Genomic DNA, 26,485 nt, shown 5'->3' with positions numbered 1-26,485 from the left:
TTCGTCCGAGGACGTTAAGAATCCATGTCACTTTGAGTGCCCACACAGATTGTCTGATAAATTGTTAAAGAGCAGTTGCGACGCGCTTTAGCGCTCTGTCGCGAGGTGGCGTATATTACGCTTTCCTTTTTCAGAGTCAACCCGTTTTTCAGGATTTTTCTCTTCAACCGAACCGGCTGTTTGTGTGAAGTGATTCACATCTGCCGTGTCAGTGGGTGCGCATTATAGGGATCCCATTTTTTTGCACAAGCCTTTTTTCGATCTTTTTTTCTGAATGGTGATTTTTCACCCTTTTCGCCGTGTAATTGCACGATTTGCTCAATTTTCACCGTTTTCAGGGGTTGCAGAGCGAGATAAAAGCCACCAAAGTCTTCTTACGCTCCCGTATTTTTGAGGTCAACATGTCTGCTCAACTGCGCCCCTATAAAGCATTTTTCCCGCAAATCGGTCTTCGCGTCATGATTGACGCATCCAGCGTCGTCATCGGTGATGTCAGAATTGCCGATGACGTCAGCGTCTGGCCTCTGGTAGCCATTCGCGGCGACGTCAACTATGTATCGATAGGTCAACGCAGCAATATTCAGGACGGCAGCGTTCTACACGTGACCCATAAATCCTCTTACAAGCCTGAGGGAAATCCACTGATCATTGGAGAGGATGTGACGGTTGGCCACAAAGTGATGCTGCACGGCTGCACTATCGGCAACCGCGTACTGGTTGGTATGGGTTCGATCTTATTAGATGGTGTCGTCGTTGGCGATGACGTCATGATTGGCGCGGGAAGTCTGGTACCGCAGAACAAACAGCTGGAAAGCGGCTTCCTTTACTTTGGCAATCCGGTCAAACAGATCCGCCCCCTGACAGCGGCGGAGCGGGAAGGCCTTAAGTATTCAGCAAATAACTATGTGAAATGGAAAGATGAATATCTGGATCAGGAGAGCCAGACCCAACCCTGAGCATCCTCCTGATTATCGCGGATCAATGCCTCTGCCTCTTCCTCAAGATCCCAACGATGTTCCTGGAATGCGGCCAGCCACTGCGCTGGCCCCTCTGCGCCAAAACGCTGCTGCAGGATCTGCCCTGAAATTGCGCAGGTTAATTGCATCCCATTAACCAGCGCGGGAAACACCACGCCCTGCCGTTCGGCATCCCATGATTCCCGATCGGGAAACTGAATCGCCTGATTCATGCATTCAGTTCCTGTTGCAGCCTTTCTATAACCGGGGTGATAGCCGGCAGGACGCCGTGCCATAGCAGAACGGCATGGGCGGCTTGCGCCACCAGCATTCCCAGCCCGTCAGCACAGTGGGTTGCGCCATGCTGCTGGCACCAGTGAAGAAACGGTGTCGGCCCTTTCTGGTAAAACATGTCATAGCAATACATGTCAGCGTTGACAACAGATGCCGGGATAGCCGGTACATCACCGTCTATTCCACTGGACGTCGCATTGATGATCAGATCGAATGTTTCCCCGGATAAGGTATCCATCTCCCTTGCGCTGACGCTGCCGGTATGGGCGAAGAGCGTGGCTAACTCATGGGCACGAGCGTAGGTGCGATTGACGATCGTGACGGCACATCCCAGCGACAGCAGCGGCAGCAGCACCCCACGCGATGCGCCACCGGCACCGATAAGCAGGATCCGCTGGCGTGGCTTAATGAATCCCAGACGCTCCAGATCGCTCAGCAGACCAATACCGTCCGTGTTGTCGCCCAGCAAACGCCCGTCTTCGAGACGTTTCAGGGTATTCACCGCTCCCGCCAGCGCAGCGCGTTCTGTCAGTTCATCCGCGCGCGCAAAGGCTTCTTCTTTAAAAGGAACGGTAACATTGGCGCCCTTTCCTCCCTGCGCAAAAAACTGATTGAGAGAAGAGACAAAATCGTCCAGCGGCGCCAGCACACGTCCATAAGGATGGGTAATCCCTAACTGGCGGGCAAACAGCTGGTGAATAGAAGGCGACTTGCTGTGCGCGATCGGATTACCAAAAACAGCATAGGTTTCCATGGTTCACCCCTGGCGGAACAGTTCACCCGTCAGGGCATCACGTATTTCAGATGGATTTTGCCGTCCGCCCGTAGCGCCATCCACGACCGGGAAGCTGTCACCAAACTGAGCACGGACTTCTGCGGTGGTGCGGCAAGGTGGTTGCCCGGTGAGATTGGCGCTCGTCGAGACCAGCGGTTTTCCGTAGGCTTCGCACAATTCAATCACCAGCGGATGGTTGGTCACGCGTACAGCCAGCGAATCAAAACAACCAGTCAGCCAGCGTGGTGTTTCAGGACGCGCCGGGAATACAAACGTCACCGGTCCTGGCCAGCAGGAAAAGATCGCTGCCCGCTGCGAATCACTTAACCGTGAATCATCAATATAGGGCTTGAGTTGCTCAAAGCTAGCGGCGATAAGGATCAATCCCTTCTCAACAGGACGTTGCTTCAGCTCCAGCAGACGCATAACGGCCGTTTCGCTGTCAGGGTCGCAGCCGACGCCAAAAACGGCTTCCGTGGGATAGGCGATGACATGTTCATTATTCAGGACCGCCACGGCATGGGCGACGGCTTCTGAGGGCAGGTTATTGTTCACTGATTTATTCCGCCGGGATCGGCTTTCCACATTGTTTACTGGCACAGAAGCGTCTGAGCCCCTGCGCCGTCTTCTTTTCTATTAACAGCGGGTAATGGCATTCAGGGCATTCGCCCGCCACCGGTTTAAAATTGATAACGAACTGGCAATCAGGATAGCGATCGCAGGAGTGAAAGGTTTTACCGAAACGGGAACGACGCTGGACCAGATGGCCTTGTCCGCACTGCGGGCAAGCAATAGCCGTCTCATCTGGTTTATCAATTACCTCAGTATGTTCGCATTCCGGATAGCGGCTACAGCCAATGAACATCCCAAAACGCCCCTGACGTAGCACCATAACCGCGCCGCACGATGGGCATGCTTGCCCCTCCAGTACCTTAACGACATGCCCGTCAGCCTGACTTTTCAGGGGACGGATATAGTCACAGTCCGGATAATGCGAACAGCCGAGAAACGGGCCATGTTTCCCGGAACGGATCACCAGTTCAGCCCCGCACTGTGGGCAGGGCTCATTTTTACGCACCGAAAACAGTGCTGATTTGGTCATAACAACTCGATGTTGCTGCAAAAAGATTAATGCAGCATACCTTCATTTACTTCGAAGAGTAATTCTTCCATTTGCTGATAGGCGTTTTCACAGCCCGGAATATTGAACAGTACCATCAGGATGACCCATTTCAGGTCCTCCAGCTCAAATTCTGCCGTATCCAGCGCCAGTACGCGCTCTATCACCATTTCTCGCGTTTCGAGGTTCAACACCTGAATCTGCTCGAGGAAGAGTAAAAACCCCCGGCAACTGGCGTCCAGACGCTGGCACTCCTCTTCGGTATATACCCGAAGCGACAGCGGGTCGGAAGCGAGCTGCATGGGTTCAACGAGACCTTCCTGATAATCAGCCAGTTTCTCGAGCCACATTAACGCGTTATAGATATCTTCCCGCTCAAAACCTGCGTCGGTAAGATCCCGCGTCAGTTTGTCCTGATCCACGCGCATTTCTGCTTCGCTATGGATGTAAGTTTCAAACAAATACATGAGTACGTCGAACATGGCTTGCCCTCCTTAATCGGACATAGCCGCCGGGTACAGCTGCGATCCAGCCTGCTAACTCCAGTTCAAGTAGCTGAGCTACGGTTACTGGCACAGATTGGCCGGCACGTTCAGCGACAACGTCAACAGGTGTTACCTCATCTCCTACGTTAGCCAGGAGCTCCGGAAATGGCAATGCTACAGACGGCTGATCGGCGCAATTATTTATCGAATCAGACGTATCAGTTAGCCAGGCCAGCTCGTTGTGCCAGTATTCCACAATATCCTCTGGCGAGGTCACCGGCACCGCGCCTTGTTTAATTAACCAGTGTGGGCCTTCCGATCCCGGATTGCCTATCGGCCCAGGCAGGGCAAACACATCCCTTCCCTGTTCCAGAGCACAGCGGACGGTAACCAGCGAACCGCTTCTCAATGCCGCCTCAACCACCAGCACGCCCAGGCTCAGGCCGCTGATAATCCGGTTGCGTCTGGGGAAATGCGCGGGAAGCGGCGGCGTTATAAGTGGAAATTCAGACACCAGCGCACCGCCATTATCGACGATCTGCTGGGCGAGGCTCGCATGGCGCCGCGGATAAACCTGGCCCAGTCCGTTGCCCAGTACCGCGATGGTTTTGCCCTCGGCCGCGAGCGCGCCGCGATGCGCGACGCCATCAATGCCTAACGCCAACCCACTGGTGATAGTTATCCCTTTACGCGCCAACGTTTCGCTGAACAGCTTCCCCCAGCGAGCGCCATACCAGGAATGCAAGCGACTGCCAATAACGGCAAGCTGCGCGCTGTGAAGCAGAGCGGGATCGCCGCTGACCAGCAACGCGCCGGGATAATCAACGATGGCCCTTAGCCGCAGCGGAAAGCGTGGATCGTCGGCCAGTAACAGATGATGTTCCGGGTGCTCCAGCCAGCGCCGCGTCTCGTCAAGCTCACGCCCGTCAAGCCGGAAAAATAACGTTGCCTGCGCCGCGGTCATCCCGACGGCATGCAGCGCTTCATGATCAACGCTGGCGGCTGCGCATAAGCGCTGAGCGATCTCTACCATCCTGTCGCCATACAAGCTACTGACCTTCATCAGCCGCAGCCAAATCTCGTCGGGCGTCATCCTTACCCCCTGCCATAAGCGGTATTGACAATCTTTGCGATTGGACAGTGAGACTGTCAATTGCAGGGTGTTTTGTCTAGAATAGAGCTAATAATCTTATCAACTCCTGAATACGACTCTGGAACTTTATGGCAGTTTTGCAAGTGTTACATATTCCGGACGAGCGCCTTCGCAAAGTCGCCGAGCCGGTCAAAGAAGTGAATGCGGAAATTCAGCGTATCGTCGATGATATGTTCGACACCATGTACGCTGAGGAGGGCATTGGTCTGGCCGCGACCCAGGTCGATATCCATCAGCGCATTATCGTTATTGATGTGTCGGAAAATCGTGAAGAGCAGCTGGTGTTAATCAACCCGGAGCTGCTGGAAAAAGATGGCGAAACCGGCATTGAAGAAGGCTGCCTGTCTATTCCGGAACAGCGCGCCCTGGTGCCGCGTGCGGAAAAAGTGAAGATCCGCGCGCTGGATCGCGACGGTAAGCCATTTGAACTGGAGGCCGATGGCCTGCTGGCTATCTGTATTCAGCATGAGATGGATCATCTGGTCGGCAAACTGTTTATTGATTATCTGTCACCGCTCAAACAACAGCGCATTCGTCAGAAGGTTGAGAAACTGGATCGTTTACGTTCCCGTGCCTGATAACAAGGAATACCGTGTCACAATCACTACGTATCATTTTCGCCGGCACCCCCGATTTTGCAGCGCGTCATCTTGACGCGCTGTTGTCGTCTGAACATCAGGTTGTTGGCGTATTCACTCAGCCAGACCGCCCTGCTGGCCGCGGCAAAAAATTGATGCCGAGCCCGGTAAAGGTGCTGGCTGAAGCCCATAACTTACCTGTATTCCAGCCATCCTCCCTGCGTCCGCAGGACAACCAACAATTAGTCGCCGATCTCGGCGCCGATATTATGGTGGTGGTGGCGTACGGTTTGATTCTGCCGAAAGCGGTGCTGGAGATGCCCCGTCTGGGCTGTATCAACGTTCACGGCTCCCTGCTGCCGCGCTGGCGTGGCGCAGCGCCGATCCAGCGTTCGCTGTGGGCGGGGGATAGCGAAACAGGCGTAACCATCATGCAGATGGACGTCGGCCTTGATACGGGTGATATGCTGTATAAGCTTTCCTGCCCCATTACCGCAGAGGATACCAGCGGCAGCCTGTACGATAAGCTGGCCGAGCTCGGCCCTCAAGGTCTGCTGGCAACTTTGGCCCAGCTGGCCAACGGCACCGCACAGCCTGAAGTACAGGATGAATCGCTGGTGTGCCACGCCGAGAAGCTGAGTAAAGAAGAAGCTCGCATCGACTGGTCGCTTTCCGCCGCACAGCTGGAGCGCTGCATCCGCGCCTTTAATCCGTGGCCAATGAGCTGGCTGGAAATTGACGGGCAGCCGCTAAAAGTGTGGCGGGCATCGGTCATTGCCGAAGCCGCACATGCCGAACCAGGTACTATCGTGGCAGCAACCAAACAGGGTATCCAGGTCGCCACAGGCGATGGGATCCTCAGTCTGGAATCGCTACAGCCTGCGGGTAAAAAAGCGATGAGCGCCCAGGATTTACTCAATTCCCGCCGGGAGTGGTTTACGCCTGGCACCCGTCTCGCCTGACGGTCGTCTCTTCTGAAGCCCGGGTTCGCCGGGCATTTTTATTTTTGCGCTTATGAAAAAGAATATAAATTTACGCAGCCTGGCCGCCCAGGCTATCGAGCAAGTCGTTGAAAAAGGTCAGTCTTTAAGCAACGTCCTGCCCCCTCTACAGCAAAAAGTCAGCGATAAAGACAAAGCGCTGCTGCAGGAGCTGTGTTTTGGCGTACTGCGTACGCTCAGCCAGCTGGAGTGGCTTATCAGCAAGCTGATGGCGCGTCCGATGACCGGCAAACAGCGCACCGTGCACTTTCTGATTATGGTTGGGCTCTATCAGTTACTCTACACCCGCATCCCTCCACACGCCGCGCTGGCTGAAACGGTAGAAGGCGCGGTGGCGATTAAGCGCCCGCAGCTTAAAGGGCTGATCAATGGGGTGTTACGCCAGTTTCAGCGCCAACAGGAAGAGCTACTGGCAGAATTCGCCGGGCAGGAAAACCGCTACCTTCATCCCAAATGGCTGCTGAAGCGTCTGCAGCAGGCCTGGCCGCAACACTGGCAGGAGATTGTCGACGCTAACAACCAGCGCCCGCCGATGTGGCTGCGCGTTAACCGCAACCATCATTCCCGAGATGAATGGCTTGCTCTGCTTAAAGAGGCCGGTTTAGAAGGTTTCACCCACCCTGACTATCCCGACGCCGTGCGTCTGGCCACCCCTGCCCCGGTCCATACGTTGCCGGGTTTTGCCGAAGGATGGGTAACCGTTCAGGATGCCTCGGCCCAGGGCTGCATGCGCTATCTGCAGCCGGAAAACGGCGAGCGCATTCTTGATCTCTGCGCTGCGCCGGGCGGCAAGACGACGCATATTCTGGAGGTCGCTCCCCAGGCTGAGGTCATGGCGGTGGACATTGATGAACAGCGTCTTTCCCGCGTCTATGACAACCTGAAACGGCTGGGCATGAAAGCCGAAGTCAAACAGGGCGATGGTCGCTTCCCTGAGCAGTGGTGTGGCAGCGAGCAGTTCGATCGTATTCTGCTGGATGCCCCCTGTTCCGCCACCGGTGTTATTCGCCGCCATCCGGATATCAAATGGCTGCGCCGGGATCGGGACATCGCCGATTTAGCCCAGCTACAGGCCGAGATCCTCAATGCCATCTGGGGGCATCTGAAACCAGGCGGCACGTTGGTTTACGCTACCTGTTCTATTCTGCCGGAAGAGAATAGCCAGCAAATTGCCGCCTTCCTCGCGCGGACCCCGGATGCGGAGCTTGACGCAACCGGTACGCCGGCAAGCCCGGGACAGCAAAATCTGCCGGGTGCGGAAGAAGGCGATGGCTTCTTTTACGCTAAGCTAATCAAACGTCGCAACTAATGGATCACTGCAGATGAAGATTATTATTCTGGGCGCCGGCCAGGTCGGCGGCACGCTGGCGGAGAACCTCGTCGGCGAGAACAATGATATTACGCTGGTTGATACCAATGGCGACCGTCTGCGCAGCCTGCAGGATAAGTTCGACCTGCGTGTCGTCCAGGGGCACGGTACTCACCCCCGCGTACTGCGCGAGGCAGGAGCCGATGATGCCGATATGCTGGTGGCGGTCACCAGTTCGGATGAAACCAACATGGTGGCCTGCCAGGTCGCCTATTCGTTATTCAATACGCCAAACCGTATTGCTCGTATTCGTGCGCCTGATTACGTCCGCGATGCGGAAAAGCTCTTCAATTCTGAAGCAGTGCCCATCGATCACTTAATCGCTCCGGAACAGCTGGTCATCGACAATATTCACCGTCTGATAGAATATCCCGGCGCGCTGCAGGTCGTGAACTTCGCGGAAGGGAAAGTCAGCCTCGCCGTGGTGAAAGCCTATTACGGTGGTCCGCTGGTGGGTAATGCATTGTCCACCATGCGTGAGCATATGCCGCATATCGATACGCGCGTGGCCGCTATTTTCCGCCACGATCGCCCCATTCGCCCACAGGGTTCGACGATTGTCGAGGCCGGCGATGAAGTCTTCTTTATTGCCGCCTCGCAGCATATCAGGGCGGTCATGAGCGAACTCCAGCGTCTGGAGAAGCCTTATAAACGCATCATGTTGGTCGGCGGCGGCAATATTGGCGCGGGCCTGGCCCATAAGCTGGAAAAAGACTACAGCGTTAAGCTTATTGAGCGCAATCAGCAGCGAGCCGCTGAGCTGGCAGAAAAACTGCAGCATACTATCGTCTTCTACGGTGATGCATCGGATCAGGAGCTGCTGGCCGAAGAGCATATTGACCAGGTGGACCTGTTTATTGCCGTCACTAACGATGACGAAGCAAACATCATGTCTGCGATGCTGGCCAAGCGAATGGGGGCCAAAAAAGTGATGGTGCTGATCCAGCGTAGAGCCTATGTGGATCTGGTTCAGGGTAGCGTCATCGATATCGCGATATCGCCTCAGCAGGCCACGATTTCCGCCCTCCTCAGCCATGTTCGTAAAGCCGATATTGTCGGCGTCTCCTCCCTGCGCCGCGGCGTTGCGGAAGCGATCGAAGCAGTGGCACACGGCGATGAGAGCACCTCGCGGGTGGTCGGGCGATCGATCGATGAGATCAAGCTTCCGCCAGGCACGATCATTGGCGCCGTCGTGCGCGGGAATGACGTGATGATCGCCAATAATAATCTGCGGATCGAGCAGGGCGATCATGTGATCATGTTTTTGACTGATAAAAAGTTTATTTCCGATGTAGAAAGGCTGTTCCAGCCAAGTCCTTTCTTCCTCTAATTCCCAGGGCGTCGAACAGGCGCCTTTTATTATCCCTTATTATTCAAAGGTTAATATTTTCCTGTAACGCTCTACGGGGAATGGCAAATGAAAATACATTTGTTAAACTTACAACGTCAGCTGGCTCAAGGAGAATAAAATGAGTTTTTTAAAAGAGTTTCGCGAATTCGCGATGCGCGGGAACGTTGTCGATTTGGCAGTGGGTGTGATCATCGGTGCAGCATTCGGTAAAATTGTTTCGTCGCTGGTCGCGGATATTATTATGCCGCCGCTCGGACTGTTGATTGGCGGGATCGATTTTAAACAGTTTGCCGTCACGCTGCGCGATGCCCAGGGTGATGTACCGGCAGTGGTGATGCACTATGGGGTGTTTATTCAGAACGTTTTCGATTTCATCATTGTCGCATTTGCCATTTTCATGGCGATTAAACTGATGAATAAGTTAAATCGCAAGAAAGAAGAGGCTCCGGCGGCACCGCCAGCGCCCTCTAAAGAAGAAGTACTGCTGAGCGAAATTCGCGATCTGCTGAAAGAACAAAACAAGCGTTCTTAATCAGCAGCGAAAGCAGAAGGCCAGTGGTAAAAAAGCGATTCGCTTGCTTGCCACTGGCCTCCCGGTCCATCCTTGCTGCATGTTTATCTTTACGTTGATAGCTTCCCTTCCCTTTCTTGTTCTTCTCTACACGCTGCCTGAATAATGGATCGTGGAGAAGTGCTTCAATGGCGTTATCTTTAATTTGCCCTTTGGTATGCTGATAGCGACTCATAGTAACTCCAGTACATGTGTGAATTCCGCGCGAGTGTAGATCCGCGCGCACAAAAAATCAACAGCTGGCATTGCCGTTACTGGCGCCTTGCTCAAGGGCCTCGAGGATCGAACAGTAAACGCTGCTGTGAGCTGTGCCGCAGCAGGCGTCGTTGAGCCGTTGCAGAGAGCGACGCATCGTTTGTAGCTCGTTGATCCTCGCCTCAACTTCGCTCAGTCGCGCCTGAACGATCCCTTTCGACTCCTGACAGGTGTGATGTTCCGGATCGACACGGATCGACAATAACTCGCGGATCGCTTCCAGAGTAAAGCCTAGCTGACGGGCATAGCGAATAAAGCGCAGACGCTGAAGATCGTTATCCGAGTAAAGACGAAATCCCCCCTCAGTGCGCACGTCATGATCCATCATTTGCTGTTTTTCATAATAACGGATGGTATCTGGCGTCACATCGGCCAGTTTTGCCAGCTCACCAATACGATACATATTCACTCCTGATTGATTTTATGCAGCAACGCATCGGCGTACTCACCGCGTAAAAAGTCGGTGTTCAGTCCTGCCTGACGCAGCTTAAGCTCGAGCAGAGCAAGGCGCTTGCTGAGTTCGCCATGCCGCGGGTCGTTCTGACGCACACCCTTCAGCAAGTCTGCCAGAGCCACCGCCTCTCTGCGCTGCTCCAGCTCCGGGGGAAGACACCCTGCATTCTTCAGAAGGCGATAGCCTGCCCGCAGCTCGGCCGGTACATGCGAATCGTCATCGAGAGTTAACGGCTCGCCGCTGCCGGGTAAATTATCGAACTCGCCTTTGGCTTGGGCATCGAGGATATGGCGTTCTGCCCACTGATCCAGTAACCACATTCTACGGCTCCGGGGGATGAACAAAAAGAGTACAGATATTGTAGTGAAGTGGGGATGGGGTAGATATAAAAAAACCCGCCGGGGCGGGTTTTTTTACGTTACTACAGATTACTCTGCAGCAGCTTCTGCTTTCGGCTCAGCACGATCAACCAGCTCGATGTATGCCATCGGCGCGTTGTCGCCTGCACGGAAGCCACACTTCAGAATGCGAGTGTAACCACCGGCGCGGCTCGCGAAACGCGGGCCCAGCTCGTTAAACAGTTTTGCCACGATCTCGTTATCACGAGTGCGGGCGAATGCCAGACGACGATTAGCAACGCTATCAGTCTTGGCAAGAGTAATCAGCGGCTCAACTACGCGACGCAGTTCTTTCGCTTTCGGCAGGGTCGTCTTGATGATTTCATGACGAACCAGCGAACCTGCCATGTTACGGAACATAGCCTGGCGATGGCTGCTGTTGCGGTTCAGTTGACGACCACTCTTACGATGGCGCATGACCTTATCCTTCTCAGTAAAACCTTAACCTGTGATCCGGTTACTCGTCAGCAATGCTTGCTGGTGGCCAGTTTTCCAGGCGCATGCCCAGAGACAGTCCACGGGAAGCCAGCACGTCTTTAATCTCAGTAAGAGATTTTTTACCCAGGTTCGGCGTTTTCAGCAACTCAACCTCGGTACGCTGTACCAGATCACCGATATAGTGGATAGCTTCTGCCTTGAGGCAGTTAGCAGAGCGGACAGTCAATTCCAGATCGTCAACAGGGCGCAGCAGGATCGGATCGAATTCTGGTTTCTCTTCTTTCACTTCTGGCTGACGTACATCACGTAAGTCAACAAAAGCTTCCAGTTGTTCAGCCAGGATGGTTGCCGCACGACGAATCGCCTCTTCAGGATCGATTGTGCCGTTGGTTTCCATTTCGATGACCAGCTTGTCCAGGTCGGTACGCTGTTCTACACGCGCAGCTTCAACATTGTAGGCAATACGCTCTACAGGGCTGTAGCAGGCGTCGACCAGCAGACGGCCGATTGGGCGCTCATCTTCTTCCGAATGAATTCGGGCAGAAGCCGGCACATAACCGCGACCGCGCTGAACTTTGATACGCATGCTGATAGCAGCGTTCTCATCAGTCAGGTGGCAAATCACGTGCTGCGGCTTGACGATTTCGACATCACCGTCGTGGGTAATGTCGGCTGCGGTCACAGGGCCAATGCCAGATTTATTCAAAGTAAGGATGACTTCATCTTTACCCTGAACTCTCACCGCCAGCCCTTTCAGGTTGAGCAGGATTTCAAGGATGTCTTCCTGAACGCCTTCTTTGGTGCTGTACTCGTGCAGTACACCATCAATCTCAACCTCGGTCACCGCGCAACCCGGCATCGATGAGAGCAGAATACGGCGCAGTGCGTTACCCAGAGTATGGCCGAAGCCACGCTCTAAAGGCTCAAGGGTCACCTTGGCGTGCGTCGAACTCACTTGCTCGATATCGACCAGGCGCGGTTTTAGAAACTCTGTCACAGAACCCTGCATTGTGTCCTCTCTTTGGTACTAAGCTTTACTTGGAGTAAAGCTCGACGATCAGGTGTTCGTTAATGTCCGCAGACAGATCAGAACGCTCCGGCTGACGCTTGAACGTACCTTCCATCTTGCCAGCATCAACTTCCAGCCAGGTTGGCTTTTCACGCTGCTCAGCCAGCTCCAGAGCGGCTTTCACGCGAGATTGCTTTTTCGCTTTCTCACGAATGCTGACAACGTCATTCGCTTTAACCTGATAAGAAGCGATGTTAACAACACGACCGTTTACCATAATCGCTTTGTGGCTAACCAGCTGGCGTGCTTCAGCACGAGTGGCGCCGAAGCCCATACGGTATACAACGTTGTCCAGACGACCTTCCAGCAGAGCCAACAGGTTTTCACCGGTGTTGCCTTTCAGACGTGCTGCTTCTTTATAGTAGTTACGGAACTGACGCTCCAGCACACCGTACATACGGCGAACTTTTTGCTTTTCACGCAACTGCACACCATAGTCAGACAGACGCGGCTTACGCGCACCGTGCTGGCCAGGAGCTTGTTCAATTTTACACTTGGTATCGATCGCGCGAACGCCAGACTTAAGGAATAAGTCGGTGCCCTCACGACGGCTCAGCTTGAGCTTAGGACCCAAATATCTTGCCATTTTCTTTCTCCAACTAACCTGGAAAACGCAGCGTTATACGCGACGTTTTTTCGGCGGACGACAACCGTTATGAGGGATCGGAGTCACATCAGTAATATTAGTGATGCGGAAACCAGCGGCGTTCAGTGCACGAATGGTAGATTCGCGACCCGGACCCGGACCTTTGACCATAACTTCCAGATTCTTGATGCCGTATTCTTTTACGGCTTCTGCGCAACGCTCTGCTGCAACCTGAGCTGCGAACGGAGTGGATTTGCGAGAACCACGGAAACCGGAACCACCGGCTGTTGCCCAACCCAGTGCGTTACCCTGACGATCAGTAATGGTAACGATGGTGTTGTTAAAAGAAGCATGGATATGAGCCACGCCGTCAGAGACTTGTTTTCTTACACGCTTACGTGCACGAATTGGTGCCTTTGCCATTATTCAATCACCCCGATTATTTCTTGATCGGTTTACGCGGACCCTTACGGGTACGTGCGTTGGTCTTGGTACGCTGACCGCGAACCGGGAGACCACGACGATGACGCAAACCACGGTAGCAACCAAGGTCCATCAGACGCTTGATGCTCAGGGTGATTTCACGGCGCAGATCACCTTCAACGACAAATTTACCTACTGCTTCACGCAGAATATCAATTTGTTCTTCAGACAGCTCACTGATCTTAACATTTTCAGCGATGCCCGTTTCAGCGCAGATGGCTTTAGAACGGGTTTTGCCGATACCGAAAATAGCGGTTAAAGCGATTACGGTATGTTTGTGATCAGGAATGTTAATGCCTGCTATACGGGCCACTATGCACTCCTACTATTTAATATGTACGCACCATGCTGAAAAGCCCGTTTTCAGGATACTCAAATGGAAACGTACAGACATACAAAAGATTGGCTGGCTAATCTAGCCAGCTCAATCCAACTTTGCAAGAAAAATATGCGAAAAAATCAGCCTTGGCGCTGTTTATGCTTCGGCTCGGCACTGCAAATCACACGGATGACGCCATCACGCTTAACGATTTTGCAGTTACGGCATAATTTCTTGACGGAAGCACGAACTTTCATTTTTACTCTCCGTAACTTCTCGGGCGACCAGTTTTAGCGGCCGTAGCCTTTCAGGTTCGCCTTCTTCAATGCAGACTCATACTGACTGGACATCATCAGAGTTTGCACTTGAGCCATAAAGTCCATAATCACGACAACAACGATAAGCAGCGAGGTCCCACCGAAGTAGAACGGCACTTTCATCGCGTCACGCATGAACTCCGGGATCAGGCAGATAAAAGTAATGTACAACGCACCAACCAGAGTCAGGCGAGTCATCACTTTATCGATATACTTCGCCGTTTGCTCTCCCGGACGAATTCCTGGTACAAATGCACCGGACTTCTTCAGGTTATCTGCTGTTTCACGCGGGTTGAAAACCAACGCCGTGTAGAAGAAACAGAAGAAGATGATTGCAGACGCATAGAGTAACACATAAAGCGGTTGCCCAGGCTGCAAATACAGCGAAATTGTTGTCAGCCAGTTCCAACCAGTACCACCCCCGAACCATGACGTGATGGTTGCCGGGAACAGTATAATACTGGAAGCGAAGATTGCCGGGATTACCCCCGCCATATTCACTTTCAGCGGTAAATGTGTGCTCTGTGCAGCATAGACACGACGACCCTGTTGACGTTTCGCGTAGTTTACCACAATGCGGCGTTGACCACGTTCAACGAATACAACAAAGAAGGTCACTGCAAATACTAATACTGCAACCAACAGCAACAGGAGGAAGTGCAGGTCGCCTTGACGCGCTTGCTCGATAGTATGGGCGATGGCCGGCGGGAGTCCCGCAACGATACCGGCGAAGATAATGATCGAGATACCGTTACCGATACCGCGTTCAGTTATCTGCTCGCCGAGCCACATCAGGAACATAGTCCCTGTGACCAGACTGACAACAGCGGTGAAATAGAATGCAAAGCCTGGATTAATCACCAGGCCCTGCATACCAGGCATATTCGGCAGACCGGTAGCAATACCGATCGACTGGAATATCGCCAGCACCAGAGTACCGTAGCGGGTGTACTGGCTGATCTTACGACGACCAGACTCCCCTTCTTTCTTCAGTTCTGCCAGCGGTTGATAAACCACCGTCAGCAGCTGCACGATGATAGATGCCGAAATGTACGGCATAATCCCCAGTGCAAAGATAGAAGCACGGCTGAGAGCACCACCAGAGAACATGTTGAACATTTCAATGATGGTGCCTCGCTGTTGCTCAAGCAGTTTGGCAAGTACAGCGGCATCAATACCAGGGATCGGAATAAAAGAGCCAATACGGAACACTATCAGCGCACCGACCACAAACAGAAGTCTGCGTTTCAGTTCGCCAAGGCCACCTTTGGCACTTTGAAAATCTAATCCCGGTTGTTTAGCCATCTGCTACTTATTCCTCAATTTTACCGCCAGCAGCTTCGATAGCAGCACGAGCACCTTTAGTCACACGCAGGCCACGAACAGTTACCGGACGAGTTACCTCACCAGACAGGATCACTTTCGCGAACTCGATCTGGACACCGATAATGTTAGCCGCTTTCAGCGCGTTCAGGTCTACTACATCGCCTTCTACGTGAGCCAGATCGGAGAGACGGATCTCTGCGGTGATCATCGCTTTACGAGAAGTGAAGCCGAATTTCGGCAGACGACGGTACAGAGGCATCTGACCACCCTCGAAACCGCGACGTACGCCACCGCCAGAACGAGATTTCTGACCTTTGTGACCACGACCACCGGTTTTACCGAGGCCAGAACCGATACCACGACCCAGGCGTTTACCCGCCTTTTTGGAGCCTTCGGCCGGAGACAGAGTATTTAAACGCATCTCTTACTCCTCAACTTTAACCATGAAGGAAACCGCGTTGACCATACCACGAACAGCAGGAGTATCCTCGCGCTCTACGGTGTGACCAATACGACGCAGACCCAGGCCAAGCAGCGTTGCCTTGTGTTTCGGCAGACGACCGATTGCACTGCGGGTTTGAGTAATTTTAATAGTCTTTGCCATGGTTTATTTCCCCAGAATTTCTTCAACGGATTTACCACGCTTGGCAGCGACCATATCCGGGGACTTCATGTTTTCCAGACCGTCGATAGTTGCACGAACCACGTTAATCGGGTTAGTGGAACCATACGCTTTAGCCAGAACGTTACGAACCCCAGCGACTTCCAGAACGGCGCGCATTGCACCACCGGCGATGATACCGGTACCTTCGGAAGCCGGCTGCATGAATACACGAGAACCCGTGTGAGTACCCTTAACCGGGTGCTGCAGGGTGCCGTGGTTCAGCGCGACGTTAATCATATTGCGACGGGCTTTTTCCATCGCTTTCTGGATCGCTGCTGGAACTTCACGCGCTTTACCGTAACCAAAACCAACGCGACCGTTACCATCGCCTACTACAGTCAGAGCTGTGAAGGAGAAAATACGACCACCTTTAACGGTTTTAGATACGCGGTTTACCGCGATCAGCTTTTCCTGCAGTTCGCCAGCTTGTTTTTCGATGTGAGCCATCTTACACCTCTACCTTAGAACTGAAGGCCAGCTTCACGGGCAGCATCTGCCAGTGCCTGGACACGACCATGATATTGGAACCCGGAACGGTCAAAGGAAACATCTTTGATGCCTTTTTCCAGAGCGCGTTCAGCGACAGCTTTACCCACAGCTGCAGCAGCGTCTTTGTTACCGGTGTACTTCAGTTGTTCAGCGATAGCTTTTTCTACAGTAGAAGCAGCTACCAGAACTTCAGAACCATTCGGTGCAATTACCTGTGCGTAAATGTGACGCGGGGTACGATGTACCACCAGGCGAGTTGCGCCCAGCTCCTGGAGCTTGCGGCGTGCGCGGGTCGCACGACGGATACGAGCAGATTTCTTATCCATAGTGTTACCTTACTTCTTCTTAGCCTCTTTGGTACGCACGACTTCGTCGGCGTAACGAACACCCTTGCCTTTGTAAGGCTCAGGACGACGGTAGGCGCGCAGATCTGCTGCAACCTGGCCGATCACCTGCTTATCAGCGCCTTTCAGCACGATTTCAGTCTGAGTCGGACATTCTGCAGTGATACCCGCAGGCAGCTGATGATCAACCGGGTGAGAGAAACCTAAAGCCAGGTTTACTACATTCCCTTTGACCGCTGCACGATAACCTACACCAACCAGCTGCAGCTTCTTAGTGAAGCCTTCGGTAACACCGATAACCATTGAGTTCAGCAGGGCACGCGCGGTACCAGCCTGAGCCCAACCGTCTGCGTAACCATCACGCGGACCGAAGGTCAGTGCATTATCTGCATGTTTAACTTCAACAGCATCGTTGAGAGTACGAGTCAGCTCGCCGTTTTTACCTTTGATCGTAATAACCTGACCGTTGATTTTTACATCAACGCCGGCAGGAACAACGACCGGTGCTTTAGCAACACGAGACATTTTTTCCTCCGATTAGGCTACGTAGCAGATAATTTCGCCACCAAGACCAGCCTGGCGCGCTGCACGATCAGTCATAACACCTTTAGAGGTAGAAACAACTGCGATACCCAGACCGGCCATAACTTTCGGCAGCTCATCTTTTTTCTTATAGATGCGCAGACCTGGGCGGCTGACACGCTGAATGCTTTCTACAACAGCTTTACCCTGGAAATACTTAAGAGTCAGTTCCAGTTCCGGCTTGGTGTCGCCTTCAACTTTAAAATCTTCGATAAAACCTTCTTCCTTCAGCACGTTGGCGATTGCCACTTTCAGCTTGGAGGAAGGCATGGTGACCGCAGCTTTGTTCGCGGCCTGACCGTTACGGATACGGGTCAGCATATCCGCGATCGGATCTTGCATGCTCATCTGTCTTTACTCCCGTGATTCAATTGGTGACAATTACCAGCTAGCCTTTTTCAGACCCGGGATTTCACCGCGCATAGCGGCTTCACGGACCTTAATACGGCTCAACCCGAACTTCCGCAGGAAACCATGCGGACGACCTGTTTGACGGCAGCGGTTACGCTGACGAGACGGGCTGGAATCACGCGGCAGAGTCTGCAGCTTGAGAACGGCATTCCAACGATCTTCGTCGGTTGCGTTCACATCAGAGATGATAGCTTTCAGTTCAGCGCGTTTAGCGAAGAATTTATCAGCTAAAGCCACGCGCTTTACTTCGCGTGCTTTCATTGATTGCTTAGCCATTAAGTAACCCTACCTTACTTGCGGAACGGGAAGTCAAAGGCAGCCAGCAGAGCACGGCCTTCTTCGTCAGATTTCGCAGTAGTGGTAATGGTAATATCCAAACCACGAACGCGGTCGACTTTATCGTAGTCGATTTCTGGGAAGATGATCTGCTCACGGACACCCATGCTGTAGTTGCCACGACCGTCGAAAGACTTAGCGGACAGGCCGCGGAAGTCACGAATACGCGGTACAGCAATAGTGATCAGGCGCTCAAAGAACTCCCACATGCGTTCGCCACGCAGAGTTACTTTACAGCCGATCGGATAGCCCTGACGGATTTTGAAGCCTGCAACTGATTTGCGTGCTTTGGTGATCAGCGGTTTTTGACCGGAGATTGCTGCCAGGTCAGCTGCTGCGTTATCCAGCAGTTTCTTGTCAGCGATCGCTTCACCAACACCCATGTTCAGGGTGATCTTCTCGACCCGAGGGACTTGCATGACAGAATTGTAGTTAAACTCAGTCATGAGTTTCTTAACTACTTCGTCTTTGTAGTAATCATGCAGTTTCGCCATCGTACTACTCCAAATTACTTGATAGTTTCGCTGTTAGACTTGAAGAAACGGACTTTTTTGCCGTCTTCGAATCTAAAGCCTACACGGTCAGCCTTGCCGGTTGCCGCATTGAAGATTGCAACGTTAGAAACCTGAATTGCAGCTTCTTTTTCAACGATGCCGCCTGGTTGGTTCAGAGCCGGAACCGGCTTCTGGTGTTTCTTAACCAGGTTGATACCTTCAACAATGACCTTGCCGGAAGACAGGACATTCTTAACTTTACCGCGCTTACCTTTATCTTTACCGGTTAACACGATAACTTCGTCATCACGACGGATTTTCGCTGCCATGATTCGCTCCTTAGAGTACTTCTGGTGCCAGAGAGATAATTTTCATGAACTTCTCGGTACGAAGTTCACGAGTTACCGGCCCAAAAATACGCGTACCGATAGGCTGCTCGCTGTTATTGTTCAGAATAACGCATGCATTACCATCGAAGCGAATGACAGAACCGTCCGGGCGACGAACACCCTTCTTGGTGCGCACCACTACCGCCTTCAGCACATCACCTTTTTTGACCTTACCACGCGGAATTGCTTCTTTGATGGTGATCTTGATGATGTCGCCTACGCCTGCGTAGCGACGGTGCGAGCCACCCAGAACCTTGATACACATTACGCGACGTGCACCGGAGTTGTCGGCGACGTTCAGCATAGTCTGTTCTTGGATCATTTTAGTGCTCCGCTAATGTCAACTACTACTGAGACCCGAAAATTAGGGTCGTTAAAAAGCCCCATATCGAGGGCGCGGCATTATAACACCACAAACCAGATATGGGTAGAAAAAATAAACGGCTCATCGCTGAGCCGTTTATCCGTATCGAGAATGCGTACTCTATTACAGAACCGCTTTCTCTACAACGCGAACCAGCGTCCAGGACTTAGTCTTGGACAGCGGACGGCATTCGCGGATTTCAACCTTGTCGCCGATACCGCATTCGTTGTTCTCGTCATGTACGTGCAGTTTGGTCGTACGTTTGATGAATTTGCCGTAAACCGGGTGTTTCACCATACGTTCGATAGCAACAACAATGGATTTCTCCATTTTGTCGCTAACTACGCGACCTTGCAGAGTACGGATTTTATCGGTCATTACGCACCCGCCTTCTGAGTCAGTAAAGTCTTAACGCGTGCAACATCACGACGCACTTGCTTCAGCAGATGAGTCTGTTGCAGCTGGCCACTTGCAGCCTGCATGCGCAGGTTGAACTGCTCACGCAGCAGGTTCAGCAGCTCAGCGTTCAGCTCTTCAACGCTTTTTTCACGCAGCTCTTTTGCTTTCATTACATCACCGTCTTAGTTACAAAGGTGGTTTTGATCGGCAGTTTCGCTGCTGCCAGGCCGAATGCTTCACGGGCCAGCTCTTCCGGTACACCGTCCATTTCATACAGGACTTTACCCGGCTGAATCAAGGCAACCCAGTACTCCACGTTACCTTTACCTTTACCCATACGAACTTCCAGCGGCTTCTCGGTGATCGGTTTGTCCGGGAATACACGGATCCAGATCTTACCTTGACGCTTAACTGCACGGGTCATAGCACGACGTGCTGCTTCGATCTGACGTGCAGTCAGACGACCACGGCCAACAGCTTTCAGACCGAAAGTGCCGAAGCTAACATCCGTACCCTGCGCCAGACCACGGTTGCGGCCTTTGTGCACTTTACGGAATTTTGTACGCTTTGGTTGTAACATCAGCGACGCTCCTTATTTACGGCCTTTACGCTGCTGCTTTTTAGGTTGAGCAGCCGGTTCCGGTTGTTCAACAGCAGCCATACCACCCAGGATCTCACCTTTGAAGATCCATACCTTAACGCCGATTACACCGTAAGTGGTGTGCGCTTCAGAGGTGTTGTAGTCGATGTCAGCACGCAGAGTGTGCAGCGGTACGCGACCTTCACGGTACCATTCGGTACGTGCGATTTCCGCGCCGCCCAGACGGCCGCTAACTTCAACTTTGATACCTTTAGCGCCCAGACGCATTGCGTTCTGTACAGCACGCTTCATCGCACGACGGAACATAACGCGACGTTCCAGCTGAGAAGTGATGCTGTCAGCAACCAGTTTTGCGTCCAGTTCAGGTTTACGAACTTCGGCGATATTGATCTGTGCAGGTACGCCAGCGATATCCGCTACGACCTTGCGCAGTTTTTCTACGTCTTCGCCTTTCTTACCGATAACGATACCCGGGCGAGCGGTGTGAATGGTCACACGGATGCTCTTAGCCGGACGCTCGATAACGATGCGAGATACAGACGCTTTAGCCAGTTCTTTAGTCAGGAACTGACGTACTTTAAAATCGCTGTCCAGGTTGTCAGCGAATTCTTTGGTGTTCGCGAACCAGGTAGAGTTCCATGGTTTGACAATACCCAGGCGAATACCATTAGGATGTACTTTCTGACCCATTGCTAGTCTCCAGAGTCTCAGCGATCGGACACAACCACAGTGATGTGGCTGGTGCGCTTCAGGATGCGATCTGCACGACCTTTAGCACGCGGCATAATGCGCTTCATGCTCGGGCCTTCGTCTACGAAAATTTTCGCAACTTTCAGATCATCAATGTCAGCGCCATCGTTGTGTTCAGCGTTAGCAATGGCAGATTCCAGTACCTTCTTGACCAGTACAGCAGCTTTTTTGTTGGTGTAGGTCAGAATATCCAGGGCCTGCGACACTTTCTTACCGCGAATCAGGTCAGCTACAAGGCGAACCTTCTGAGCAGAAGAACGAGCATGGCGATGTTGAGCTAAAGTTTCCATCTCTTCCTCCTACCTTATTTCTTCTTCGCTTTTTTATCAGCAGCGTGGCCGCGATAAGTACGAGTCGGTGCGAATTCACCCAGTTTGTGACCGACCATTTCGTCGGAAACAAATACTGGAACGTGCTGACGACCATTATGGACAGCGATGGTCAAACCGATCATGTTAGGAAAGATCGTTGAACGACGGGACCAAGTGCGCAGGGGCTTCTTGTCTCCGCTTTCCACCGCTTTCTCTACCTTCTTCAGCAAGTGCAGGTCAATAAAAGGACCTTTCTTGAGAGAACGTGGCATGGCTTATCCTCTAAAATTATTTGCTACGGCGACGTACGATGAATTTATCAGTACGCTTGTTGCTGCGGGTCTTCTTACCTTTGGTCTGCAGGCCCCACGGGGATACCGGGTGCTTACCAAAGTTACGACCTTCACCACCACCATGTGGGTGGTCTACTGGGTTCATCGCAGTACCGCGAACGGTAGGACGAACACCACGCCAGCGTGCAGCACCTGCTTTACCCAGAACGCGCAGCATATGCTCAGCATTGCCAACTTCGCCCAGAGTAGCGCGGCAGTCTGCTTCGACTTTACGCATTTCACCAGAACGCAGACGCAGGGTGACATAAGCACCGTCGCGAGCAACGATCTGAACGTAAGTACCAGCGGAACGAGCCAGCTGACCGCCTTTACCTGGTTTCATTTCTACGTTATGAACGGTAGAACCAACCGGGATATTGCGCATCGGCAGGGTGTTGCCTGCTTTGATTGCAGCATCAACGCCAGACTGAATCTGGTCGCCAGCTTTCAGGCCTTTCGGGGCCAGGATGTAACGGCGCTCGCCGTCTTTGTACAGAACCAGCGCGATGTTCGCGGAGCGGTTCGGATCGTACTCAAGACGTTCAACAACTGCCGGGATACCATCTTTGTTGCGTTTGAAGTCAACAATACGGTAAGCCTGCTTGTGGCCACCACCGATATGACGGGTGGTGATACGGCCATTGTTGTTACGACCACCGGATTTGCTGTTTTTTTCCAGCAACGGAGCAAAAGGTTTGCCCTTGTGCAGCTCTGGGTTAACCACTTTAACGACGTGGCGACGACCCGGAGATGTCGGTTTACATTTAACAACTGCCATTGTATTACTCCTCCGACTTACTCAGCGCCGCCAACGAAGTCCAGATTCTGGCCTTCTTTCAGGGTGACGTAAGCTTTTTTCCAGTCGCTACGACGACCGATACGCTGTCCGTGACGTTTAACTTTCCCTTTAACAACCAGGGTGTTAACGACTTCGACTTCGACTTCAAACAGTTTCTGCACAGCAGCTTTGATTTCTGCTTTGGTCGCGTCTTTAGCAACTTTGAGAACGATGGTGTTTGTTTTTTCCATCGCAGTAGACGCTTTTTCAGAAACGTGCGGTGCGCGCAGCACCTTCAGCAGACGTTCTTCACGAATCATGCCAGCATCTCCTCAACTTGCTTAACAGCATCAGCAGTCATTACGACTTTGTCGAAGGCGATCAGGCTAACCGGGTCGATACCGTTCGCATCACGTACGTCAACCTTATGCAGGTTACGTGCGGCCAGGAACAGGTTCTCGTCCAGCTCACCGGTGATGATCAGCACATCTTCCAGAGCCATGTCTTTCAGTTTCTGTGCCAGCAGCTTAGTTTTCGGCGCTTCAACAGAGAACTTCTCGACAACGATCAGACGATCCTGACGTACCAGTTCGGACAGGATGCTTTTCAGCGCGCCGCGGTACATCTTCTTGTTAACTTTTTGACTGTGGTCCTGCGGACGAGCAGCAAAGGTCACGCCACCGGAACGCCAGATCGGGCTCTTGATAGAACCAGAACGCGCACGGCCGGTACCTTTCTGGCGCCACGGTTTTTTACCGGAGCCAGTGATTTCAGCACGAGTCTTCTGAGCACGAGTGCCCTGACGCGCACCAGCTGCATAAGCAACAACAACCTGGTGAACCAGCGCTTCGTTGAAATCACGACCGAAGGTAGTTTCGGAAACAGTCAGCGCGCTCTGCGCGTCTTTCAATACTAATTCCATTGCTATCTCCTCACGCCTTCACAGCTGGTTTAACGATCAGGTCGCTACCGGTCGCACCCGGGACAGCACCTTTAACCAGCAGCAGGTTGCGCTCAGCGTCAACACGTACTACGTCCAGGCTCTGAACGGTTACACGCTCATTACCCAGCTGACCTGCCATTTTCTTGCCTTTGAACACTTTGCCCGGAGTCTGGTTCTGACCGATAGAACCCGGAACGCGGTGAGACAAGGAGTTACCGTGAGTAGCGTCCTGGGTACGGAAGTTCCAGCGCTTAACGGTACCAGCAAAACCTTTACCTTTAGAGGTACCGGTTACGTCAACTTTTTTAACGTCAGCAAACAGTTCAACGCTAATGTTCTGACCTACGGTGAATTCTTCGCCGTCAGCCAGACGGAATTCCCACAGACCACGGCCAGCTTCAACGCCAGCTTTAGCGAAGTGACCCGCTTCCGGCTTGGTTACACGGTTAGCTTTTTTAGCACCGGTGGTAACCTGGATTGCGCGGTAGCCATCGTTAGCCAGGTCTTTAACCTGAGTAACACGGTTTGCTTCAACTTCGATTACGGTTACTGGGATAGAAACGCCATCTTCAGTGAAGATGCGGGTCATGCCCACTTTTTTACCGACTAAACCAATCATTGTTTCAACCTCTCAATCGCTCGATGACCTGATTAACCCAGGCTGATCTGCACGTCTACACCGGCAGCCAGATCCAGACGCATCAGAGCATCAACGGTTTTTTCAGTTGGCTCAACGATGTCAACCAGACGCTTGTGAGTGCGAATTTCGTACTGGTCACGCGCGTCTTTGTTGACGTGCGGGGAGATCAGAACGGTAAAGCGCTCTTTGCGGGTCGGCAGCGGGATCGGACCACGGACTTGCGCACCAGTGCGCTTAGCAGTCTCGACGATTTCCGCGGTTGATTGATCGATCAGACGATGATCAAACGCTTTCAGGCGGATACGGATTCTTTGGTTCTGCATGAGACCAGAGCTCCAATTATTTTATAGACGAAATGATTACTCCTCATACCCATTACGATTGATGGGAGAGTGTAACCGTTCTTACATAGTCCCCCGATTGGGGACATTGTTTGATAACCCAACTGCGATTACCAGGGTTCATATTGAACCGGCCGTCAACTTTGACAGGCCCGCGCATTATACGCAAATTCTGGCGCTACGCAAGTGCTGTTTAGAAATTCATCACCAGGATTTGCGCGCCTTCGCGCTAGAGAATTGTACGTGCCGAAAACACGGCAAATTAACGCGGATGGCGCCATCCATTCCTGGAAAGTCCTTTTTGCACCAAACGGGGGTCAATAAGCATAGTGAGGCGATGTTCTTTGACGATTACGGGGTTAACCATGCTCGCCGCCCTCCCCTTCTTGCTGTGTTATAGCGGATTGACCTTAGCCTTATGCCACCAGGACCTGCGTCACGGCCTGCTGCCCGACCGTTACACCTGTCCCCTGCTGTGGAGCGGTTTACTTTTTTATCTTTGTCTGGCGCCGCACCAGCTTCATGATGCCGTCTGGGGGGCGATAGGCGGCTATCTATGTTTGGCTGCGCTTTACTGGCTATATCGCGGGATCCGCGGCTATGAGGGGTTGGGATATGGGGATATCAAATATCTCGCCGCCCTAGGCGCCTGGCATGGCTGGCAATTGTTGCCGCAGCTGCTACTGGTGGCATCGCTGCTCGCCGGCACGGTGTGGGCAGTATCAGGTTTGCACGCCAGGTACGGCGGGAGCAGTAAATGGAGGGGGAACAACCCGCTGCCGTTTGGGCCATTTCTGGCGGCCGCGGGTTTCTGGTGCGGGTGTCAGACGCTGGCTAGTCTGACACTTTGATCTGCGACTGCAGGTAATTTTGCAGGCCGATTTTGCCGATCAGATCGAGTTCGGTTTCCAGCCAGTCAATATGGCCTTCTTCATCCGCCAGGATCTCAATCATCATATCGCGGCTGACGTAGTCATGGACGCTGTCGGCGTAGGCGATCGCCTCGCGCAGATTTTGCGCCCCTTCCAGCTCCAGTCTTAAATCGGACTGCAGCATCTCTTCCACATCTTCACCGATGCCAAGTTTGCCGAGATCCTGCAGATTAGGGATACCTTCGAGAAAAAGAATACGCTCGATGTATTTATCGGCATGCTTCATTTCGTCGATGGATTCGTGGTACTCGATATCGTTGAGGCGCATCAGGCCCCAGTTTTTGAACATTCTCGCATGGAGAAAGTACTGATTAATTGCGACCAGCTCATTTCCCAATAATTTATTGAGATAACTTATGATTTTGACATCACCTTTCATTATATAGTCCCTCCGCTTCCACTCATTGAAGCGTAGTCCAGCCTATAGGGATGTCAAAAGAGAAGCGTGGACTTCAGGCGATTTCTTTGAATTCCGGCATGGTGGTTAATTCATCTTCCATAACTTCCCGCGCCGCGCGAACACACTTACCGCATTGATTTCCAACGGGAACAAACTTACGTAATTGCTGAAAAGATTGCGGTTGAAACTGGCGGACAACCTGGCGAATTTTTTTATCGCTGATGCCATTGCACAAACAAACGTACGTATAAACTCCCGTTCAATTTATGCACAAATATTAAATGAGAATAGTTATGATTACAATAGACCATTTACTCATTATCCGCCGCAGCGCACGTTATGAATCGCCAGCATAACCGCCTTTTTCGCTGAACGACGGACAGCAAAAAGGGCGCCGAAGCGCCCTTTTTTATTCAAAGCTAACGAATTAGCCCAGAACTTTAGCTACAACGCCCGCGCCAACGGTACGGCCGCCTTCACGGATTGCGAAACGCAGACCGTCGTCCATCGCGATCGGGTGGATCAGGGTAACAACCATTTTGATGTTGTCGCCCGGCATTACCATCTCTACGCCTTCCGGCAGTTCGATGGTGCCAGTCACGTCAGTTGTACGGAAGTAGAACTGCGGACGGTAGCCTTTGAAGAACGGAGTATGACGGCCGCCTTCGTCTTTGGACAGAATGTACA

The 26,485-nt window shown here is 52.5% G+C and carries 46 protein-coding genes and 1 pseudogene; 7 read left to right on the top strand and 40 right to left on the bottom strand.

Annotated elements, in window-relative coordinates:
• Positions 1-401 precede the first annotated feature (401 nt).
• A complete protein-coding gene (locus MKS11_RS25925) occupies positions 402-956 on the top strand; it encodes a gamma carbonic anhydrase family protein (protein WP_087771501.1) in 555 nt (184 codons plus the stop codon).
• On the opposite strand, the gene MKS11_RS25920 is transcribed toward MKS11_RS25925, so the two are convergent.
• Genes MKS11_RS25920 through dprA form a run of 6 tightly spaced genes read right to left on the bottom strand, consistent with a single transcriptional unit; the run spans position 932 to position 4,723 of the window.
• Positions 932-1,189: a DUF1488 domain-containing protein gene (locus MKS11_RS25920; protein WP_043523043.1), complete on the bottom strand. Its 258-nt coding sequence runs from the start codon at positions 1,187-1,189 to the stop codon at positions 932-934. The two genes, MKS11_RS25925 and MKS11_RS25920, sit on opposite strands and share 25 nt — an antisense overlap.
• A complete protein-coding gene (aroE, locus tag MKS11_RS25915) occupies positions 1,186-2,004 on the bottom strand; it encodes a shikimate dehydrogenase (protein WP_048295648.1) in 819 nt (272 codons plus the stop codon). Before aroE ends, MKS11_RS25920 begins: the two co-directional genes overlap by 4 nt.
• Positions 2,005-2,007: 3 nt before the next feature.
• Positions 2,008-2,580 (bottom strand): L-threonylcarbamoyladenylate synthase type 1 TsaC, encoded by a 573-nt coding sequence (gene tsaC / locus MKS11_RS25910; RefSeq protein WP_048295649.1) that lies wholly within the window; start codon positions 2,578-2,580, stop codon positions 2,008-2,010.
• A 4-nt stretch (positions 2,581-2,584) separates the two neighbouring features.
• Positions 2,585-3,127 (bottom strand): type I DNA topoisomerase, encoded by a 543-nt coding sequence (locus tag MKS11_RS25905; protein ID WP_048295650.1) that lies wholly within the window; start codon positions 3,125-3,127, stop codon positions 2,585-2,587.
• Positions 3,128-3,153: 26 nt separating this feature from the next.
• On the bottom strand, positions 3,154-3,627 hold the full coding sequence (gene smg / locus MKS11_RS25900) for a DUF494 family protein Smg (protein WP_002919137.1): 474 nt from the start codon (positions 3,625-3,627) through the stop codon (positions 3,154-3,156).
• Positions 3,599-4,723, bottom strand: coding sequence for a DNA-protecting protein DprA (dprA, locus tag MKS11_RS25895; RefSeq protein WP_048295651.1), 1,125 nt, complete (start codon positions 4,721-4,723; stop codon positions 3,599-3,601). Before dprA ends, smg begins: the two co-directional genes overlap by 29 nt.
• A gap of 128 nt (positions 4,724-4,851) precedes the next feature.
• Here dprA and def point away from each other — a divergent pair, with 128 nt between their 5' ends.
• From def to mscL, 5 genes are all read left to right on the top strand, one after another.
• Positions 4,852-5,361, top strand: coding sequence for a peptide deformylase (gene def, locus MKS11_RS25890; protein WP_004206802.1), 510 nt, complete (start codon positions 4,852-4,854; stop codon positions 5,359-5,361).
• 14 nt (positions 5,362-5,375) lie between these two features.
• Positions 5,376-6,323, top strand: a complete 948-nt coding sequence (fmt, locus tag MKS11_RS25885; RefSeq protein ID WP_017900611.1) for a methionyl-tRNA formyltransferase — start codon at positions 5,376-5,378, stop codon at positions 6,321-6,323.
• Positions 6,324-6,375: 52 nt separating this feature from the next.
• Positions 6,376-7,671 (top strand): 16S rRNA (cytosine(967)-C(5))-methyltransferase RsmB, encoded by a 1,296-nt coding sequence (gene rsmB, locus MKS11_RS25880; protein ID WP_004206800.1) that lies wholly within the window; start codon positions 6,376-6,378, stop codon positions 7,669-7,671.
• Positions 7,672-7,684: 13 nt separating this feature from the next.
• Entirely contained in the window at positions 7,685-9,061 is a 1,377-nt protein-coding gene (gene trkA / locus MKS11_RS25875) for a Trk system potassium transporter TrkA (RefSeq protein ID WP_217962093.1), read from the top strand.
• Between the two features lie 139 nt (positions 9,062-9,200).
• Positions 9,201-9,614, top strand: a complete 414-nt coding sequence (mscL, locus tag MKS11_RS25870; RefSeq protein ID WP_004206799.1) for a large-conductance mechanosensitive channel protein MscL — start codon at positions 9,201-9,203, stop codon at positions 9,612-9,614.
• On the opposite strand, the gene MKS11_RS25865 is transcribed toward mscL, so the two are convergent.
• The 31 genes from MKS11_RS25865 to rpsJ form a co-directional block, all read right to left on the bottom strand.
• Complete coding sequence (locus MKS11_RS25865) at positions 9,550-9,828, bottom strand: alternative ribosome-rescue factor A (protein ID WP_072060957.1); 279 nt, start codon at positions 9,826-9,828, stop codon at positions 9,550-9,552. The genes mscL and MKS11_RS25865 overlap by 65 nt on opposite strands.
• Before the next feature lie 57 nt (positions 9,829-9,885).
• Entirely contained in the window at positions 9,886-10,311 is a 426-nt protein-coding gene (gene zntR, locus MKS11_RS25860; RefSeq protein WP_023319233.1) for a Zn(2+)-responsive transcriptional regulator, read from the bottom strand.
• 2 nt (positions 10,312-10,313) lie between these two features.
• The gene (locus tag MKS11_RS25855; protein ID WP_032412494.1) at positions 10,314-10,682 is read right to left on the bottom strand and encodes a DUF1992 domain-containing protein; all 369 of its coding nucleotides are present in this window, start codon (positions 10,680-10,682) and stop codon (positions 10,314-10,316) included.
• A gap of 108 nt (positions 10,683-10,790) precedes the next feature.
• A complete protein-coding gene (rplQ, locus tag MKS11_RS25850; RefSeq protein ID WP_002919206.1) occupies positions 10,791-11,177 on the bottom strand; it encodes a 50S ribosomal protein L17 in 387 nt (128 codons plus the stop codon).
• 40 nt (positions 11,178-11,217) lie between these two features.
• Positions 11,218-12,207 (bottom strand): DNA-directed RNA polymerase subunit alpha, encoded by a 990-nt coding sequence (locus tag MKS11_RS25845; RefSeq protein ID WP_002919219.1) that lies wholly within the window; start codon positions 12,205-12,207, stop codon positions 11,218-11,220.
• Positions 12,208-12,232: 25 nt separating this feature from the next.
• The gene (rpsD, locus tag MKS11_RS25840) at positions 12,233-12,853 is read right to left on the bottom strand and encodes a 30S ribosomal protein S4 (protein WP_002919224.1); all 621 of its coding nucleotides are present in this window, start codon (positions 12,851-12,853) and stop codon (positions 12,233-12,235) included.
• Between the two features lie 33 nt (positions 12,854-12,886).
• Positions 12,887-13,276, bottom strand: coding sequence for a 30S ribosomal protein S11 (gene rpsK / locus MKS11_RS25835; protein WP_002919257.1), 390 nt, complete (start codon positions 13,274-13,276; stop codon positions 12,887-12,889).
• 16 nt (positions 13,277-13,292) lie between these two features.
• A complete protein-coding gene (gene rpsM / locus MKS11_RS25830) occupies positions 13,293-13,649 on the bottom strand; it encodes a 30S ribosomal protein S13 (RefSeq protein WP_002919259.1) in 357 nt (118 codons plus the stop codon).
• Between the two features lie 146 nt (positions 13,650-13,795).
• Positions 13,796-13,912, bottom strand: coding sequence for a 50S ribosomal protein L36 (rpmJ, locus tag MKS11_RS25825; protein ID WP_000868187.1), 117 nt, complete (start codon positions 13,910-13,912; stop codon positions 13,796-13,798).
• Positions 13,913-13,945: 33 nt separating this feature from the next.
• Positions 13,946-15,277, bottom strand: coding sequence for a preprotein translocase subunit SecY (secY, locus tag MKS11_RS25820; protein WP_002919515.1), 1,332 nt, complete (start codon positions 15,275-15,277; stop codon positions 13,946-13,948).
• Positions 15,278-15,284: 7 nt separating this feature from the next.
• Complete coding sequence (gene rplO, locus MKS11_RS25815; protein ID WP_002919516.1) at positions 15,285-15,719, bottom strand: 50S ribosomal protein L15; 435 nt, start codon at positions 15,717-15,719, stop codon at positions 15,285-15,287.
• 3 nt (positions 15,720-15,722) lie between these two features.
• Positions 15,723-15,902, bottom strand: coding sequence for a 50S ribosomal protein L30 (rpmD, locus tag MKS11_RS25810; RefSeq protein ID WP_001140434.1), 180 nt, complete (start codon positions 15,900-15,902; stop codon positions 15,723-15,725).
• 3 nt (positions 15,903-15,905) lie between these two features.
• Positions 15,906-16,409 (bottom strand): 30S ribosomal protein S5, encoded by a 504-nt coding sequence (gene rpsE / locus MKS11_RS25805; protein ID WP_002919545.1) that lies wholly within the window; start codon positions 16,407-16,409, stop codon positions 15,906-15,908.
• 14 nt (positions 16,410-16,423) lie between these two features.
• Complete coding sequence (gene rplR, locus MKS11_RS25800; protein ID WP_000358960.1) at positions 16,424-16,777, bottom strand: 50S ribosomal protein L18; 354 nt, start codon at positions 16,775-16,777, stop codon at positions 16,424-16,426.
• A gap of 9 nt (positions 16,778-16,786) precedes the next feature.
• Complete coding sequence (gene rplF / locus MKS11_RS25795; RefSeq protein ID WP_002919662.1) at positions 16,787-17,320, bottom strand: 50S ribosomal protein L6; 534 nt, start codon at positions 17,318-17,320, stop codon at positions 16,787-16,789.
• A 12-nt stretch (positions 17,321-17,332) separates the two neighbouring features.
• Complete coding sequence (gene rpsH / locus MKS11_RS25790; protein ID WP_002919665.1) at positions 17,333-17,725, bottom strand: 30S ribosomal protein S8; 393 nt, start codon at positions 17,723-17,725, stop codon at positions 17,333-17,335.
• A 33-nt stretch (positions 17,726-17,758) separates the two neighbouring features.
• Positions 17,759-18,064: a 30S ribosomal protein S14 gene (gene rpsN, locus MKS11_RS25785; RefSeq protein WP_002919667.1), complete on the bottom strand. Its 306-nt coding sequence runs from the start codon at positions 18,062-18,064 to the stop codon at positions 17,759-17,761.
• A 14-nt stretch (positions 18,065-18,078) separates the two neighbouring features.
• Positions 18,079-18,618: a 50S ribosomal protein L5 gene (gene rplE / locus MKS11_RS25780; protein WP_001096200.1), complete on the bottom strand. Its 540-nt coding sequence runs from the start codon at positions 18,616-18,618 to the stop codon at positions 18,079-18,081.
• 14 nt (positions 18,619-18,632) lie between these two features.
• The gene (rplX, locus tag MKS11_RS25775; protein ID WP_000729185.1) at positions 18,633-18,947 is read right to left on the bottom strand and encodes a 50S ribosomal protein L24; all 315 of its coding nucleotides are present in this window, start codon (positions 18,945-18,947) and stop codon (positions 18,633-18,635) included.
• 10 nt (positions 18,948-18,957) lie between these two features.
• Complete coding sequence (rplN, locus tag MKS11_RS25770; RefSeq protein WP_002919748.1) at positions 18,958-19,329, bottom strand: 50S ribosomal protein L14; 372 nt, start codon at positions 19,327-19,329, stop codon at positions 18,958-18,960.
• Between the two features lie 165 nt (positions 19,330-19,494).
• Entirely contained in the window at positions 19,495-19,749 is a 255-nt protein-coding gene (rpsQ, locus tag MKS11_RS25765; RefSeq protein WP_002919751.1) for a 30S ribosomal protein S17, read from the bottom strand.
• Positions 19,749-19,940 (bottom strand): 50S ribosomal protein L29, encoded by a 192-nt coding sequence (gene rpmC, locus MKS11_RS25760; RefSeq protein WP_002919754.1) that lies wholly within the window; start codon positions 19,938-19,940, stop codon positions 19,749-19,751. Before rpmC ends, rpsQ begins: the two co-directional genes overlap by 1 nt.
• On the bottom strand, positions 19,940-20,350 hold the full coding sequence (rplP, locus tag MKS11_RS25755; RefSeq protein ID WP_002919759.1) for a 50S ribosomal protein L16: 411 nt from the start codon (positions 20,348-20,350) through the stop codon (positions 19,940-19,942). The genes rpmC and rplP overlap by 1 nt, the downstream gene beginning before the upstream one ends.
• Before the next feature lie 12 nt (positions 20,351-20,362).
• Positions 20,363-21,061 (bottom strand): 30S ribosomal protein S3, encoded by a 699-nt coding sequence (gene rpsC, locus MKS11_RS25750; RefSeq protein ID WP_002919766.1) that lies wholly within the window; start codon positions 21,059-21,061, stop codon positions 20,363-20,365.
• 17 nt (positions 21,062-21,078) lie between these two features.
• Entirely contained in the window at positions 21,079-21,411 is a 333-nt protein-coding gene (rplV, locus tag MKS11_RS25745; RefSeq protein WP_002919773.1) for a 50S ribosomal protein L22, read from the bottom strand.
• Positions 21,412-21,425: 14 nt separating this feature from the next.
• Positions 21,426-21,704: a 30S ribosomal protein S19 gene (rpsS, locus tag MKS11_RS25740; protein ID WP_001138115.1), complete on the bottom strand. Its 279-nt coding sequence runs from the start codon at positions 21,702-21,704 to the stop codon at positions 21,426-21,428.
• Positions 21,705-21,720: 16 nt separating this feature from the next.
• Positions 21,721-22,542 carry a 50S ribosomal protein L2 gene (gene rplB / locus MKS11_RS25735; protein WP_002919786.1) on the bottom strand — a complete coding sequence of 274 codons (822 nt, stop codon included), beginning with the start codon at positions 22,540-22,542 and terminating at the stop codon, positions 21,721-21,723.
• Positions 22,543-22,559: 17 nt separating this feature from the next.
• The gene (gene rplW, locus MKS11_RS25730) at positions 22,560-22,862 is read right to left on the bottom strand and encodes a 50S ribosomal protein L23 (RefSeq protein ID WP_000617546.1); all 303 of its coding nucleotides are present in this window, start codon (positions 22,860-22,862) and stop codon (positions 22,560-22,562) included.
• Positions 22,859-23,464 (bottom strand): 50S ribosomal protein L4, encoded by a 606-nt coding sequence (gene rplD, locus MKS11_RS25725; protein WP_002919794.1) that lies wholly within the window; start codon positions 23,462-23,464, stop codon positions 22,859-22,861. The genes rplW and rplD overlap by 4 nt, the downstream gene beginning before the upstream one ends.
• Before the next feature lie 10 nt (positions 23,465-23,474).
• Entirely contained in the window at positions 23,475-24,104 is a 630-nt protein-coding gene (gene rplC, locus MKS11_RS25720) for a 50S ribosomal protein L3 (protein WP_002919796.1), read from the bottom strand.
• 32 nt (positions 24,105-24,136) lie between these two features.
• On the bottom strand, positions 24,137-24,448 hold the full coding sequence (rpsJ, locus tag MKS11_RS25715) for a 30S ribosomal protein S10 (RefSeq protein ID WP_001181005.1): 312 nt from the start codon (positions 24,446-24,448) through the stop codon (positions 24,137-24,139).
• A 383-nt stretch (positions 24,449-24,831) separates the two neighbouring features.
• On the opposite strand from rpsJ, the gene MKS11_RS25710 reads away from it, so the two are divergent.
• Positions 24,832-25,317 carry an A24 family peptidase gene (locus MKS11_RS25710; RefSeq protein ID WP_004206793.1) on the top strand — a complete coding sequence of 162 codons (486 nt, stop codon included), beginning with the start codon at positions 24,832-24,834 and terminating at the stop codon, positions 25,315-25,317.
• Here MKS11_RS25710 and bfr read toward each other — a convergent pair.
• The 3 genes and pseudogenes from bfr to tuf all read right to left on the bottom strand — a co-directional run.
• The gene (gene bfr / locus MKS11_RS25705) at positions 25,301-25,777 is read right to left on the bottom strand and encodes a bacterioferritin (RefSeq protein WP_004206792.1); all 477 of its coding nucleotides are present in this window, start codon (positions 25,775-25,777) and stop codon (positions 25,301-25,303) included. The genes MKS11_RS25710 and bfr overlap by 17 nt on opposite strands.
• A 73-nt stretch (positions 25,778-25,850) precedes the next feature.
• Entirely contained in the window at positions 25,851-26,033 is a 183-nt protein-coding gene (bfd, locus tag MKS11_RS25700) for a bacterioferritin-associated ferredoxin (protein WP_284109763.1), read from the bottom strand.
• Positions 26,034-26,225: 192 nt separating this feature from the next.
• Positions 26,226-26,485 (bottom strand): annotated as a pseudogene (tuf, locus tag MKS11_RS25695) (elongation factor Tu); the annotation flags it as partial.

It is taken from the genome of Klebsiella sp. K5-45, from assembly GCF_030128605.1.
In the GTDB taxonomy this organism is placed as follows: Bacteria; Pseudomonadota; Gammaproteobacteria; order Enterobacterales; family Enterobacteriaceae; genus Klebsiella; species Klebsiella quasipneumoniae.
This window is presented reverse-complemented; position numbering and strand designations above follow the sequence as displayed.